Annotated in this window: 3 protein-coding genes; 1 reads left to right on the plus strand and 2 read right to left on the minus strand. The window is 38.3% G+C overall.

Annotated elements, in window-relative coordinates; all coding sequences use genetic code 11:
• Positions 1-48: 48 nt before the first annotated feature.
• Together AC33VI_RS23020 and AC33VI_RS23025 are read right to left on the minus strand one after the other, a co-directional pair.
• A complete protein-coding gene (locus tag AC33VI_RS23020; RefSeq protein ID WP_491784595.1) occupies positions 49-354 on the minus strand; it encodes a HigA family addiction module antitoxin in 306 nt (101 codons plus the stop codon).
• 7 nt (positions 355-361) lie between these two features.
• Entirely contained in the window at positions 362-655 is a 294-nt protein-coding gene (locus AC33VI_RS23025; protein WP_491784596.1) for a type II toxin-antitoxin system RelE/ParE family toxin, read from the minus strand.
• A gap of 177 nt (positions 656-832) precedes the next feature.
• Between AC33VI_RS23025 and AC33VI_RS23030 the strand changes: the two genes are divergently transcribed.
• A partial coding sequence (locus AC33VI_RS23030) for a hypothetical protein (protein ID WP_491784597.1) occupies positions 833-1099 on the plus strand: 267 nt, incomplete at its 3' end.

Raw genomic sequence — 1099 nt, forward strand, 5'->3', positions numbered from 1 at the left:
AAACATGGCTTTTGCATTACTTTGTAAGGGCGATCTCGAATATTTTTCCTATGTGGTAATAGCTGGTTGAATCTTATCTATTTGCTCTGCTTCTTTTTGTAAAACCCGATAAATATCATTTGCTCTTTGTAAGTTAAGCCAGAAATCGGGAGTCGTATTGAAATACTTAGCTAATCTCAAAGCAGTACTAGTAGTAATTCCTCTTTTATCGTTAATCAATTCGTTAACTCTTTGGTAACTAACTCCAATTCCATCAGCCAACTGTTGTTGAGTTAATCCCATCGGTTCGAGAAATTCTTCCCTTAACATTTCTCCTGGACTAGTTGGCGGTCTATTTGTAGGTATATTAACCATAATTTTTTTAGTGATAATCAACAATTTCTACATTTTCTACATTATTATCAGACCAAACAAAGCAAATTCTATATTGGTTATTAATGCGAATACTGTGTTGTCCTTTTCTATCGCCTTTTAATGCTTCTAATTTATTTTTAGGAGGAGAACGTAGATCGTTTAAGCTCGCTGCAAAATCTAATTGGTCGAGTTTTCTTCTGGCAACTTTCCATAAATTTTGCGGACAAGTCTGACGTGCAGATTTTGTATCTTCTCCGTTGAAAATATCTTTAGTACCTCTGTCTTTAAAACTGGCTATCATTTTAACACGGTAGTCGTGATATCAATGGTAGCCGATCGCAACTAGAATTTTGTTAGGGCGACCTTATCACCTTATATCTATATATCTTTACCCGCACTAATATTCCCCATTATTCGCTATCTTTTTAAAAGGGTAAAACTCCTTCATCCTCGTTCCTCTTTCCTTCATCCTCAAAATATGGCTTTTGCATCAGTAGTTAGGGCGATCGCAAGTTCGCCGTTGACCAAAGAACTAATTAACAAACAAAATAACGGACAGTCTTTATTACTCAACGGTATTCCCCGTCTGCCGAAGGGTATAGTTAGTTCTGGTATTGCAAAGGCACAGGATAAGAATTTGTTGGTGGTATGTCCTACTCTTGAAGAGGCGGGGCGTTGGGCTGCCCAGTTGGAGGCGATGGGCTGGCAGACGGTTAATTTTTATCCCACCTCGGAAGCTACCCCC

Source organism: Waterburya sp. (assembly GCF_058530065.1).

What these genes read in the sequence shown, in the direction of transcription:
- AC33VI_RS23020 (WP_491784595.1), bottom strand. Translation starts at nt 354, where the DNA reads ATGGTTAATATACCTACAAATAGACCGCCAACTAGTCCAGGAGAAATG.
- AC33VI_RS23025 (WP_491784596.1), bottom strand. Translation starts at nt 655, where the DNA reads ATGATAGCCAGTTTTAAAGACAGAGGTACTAAAGATATTTTCAACGGA.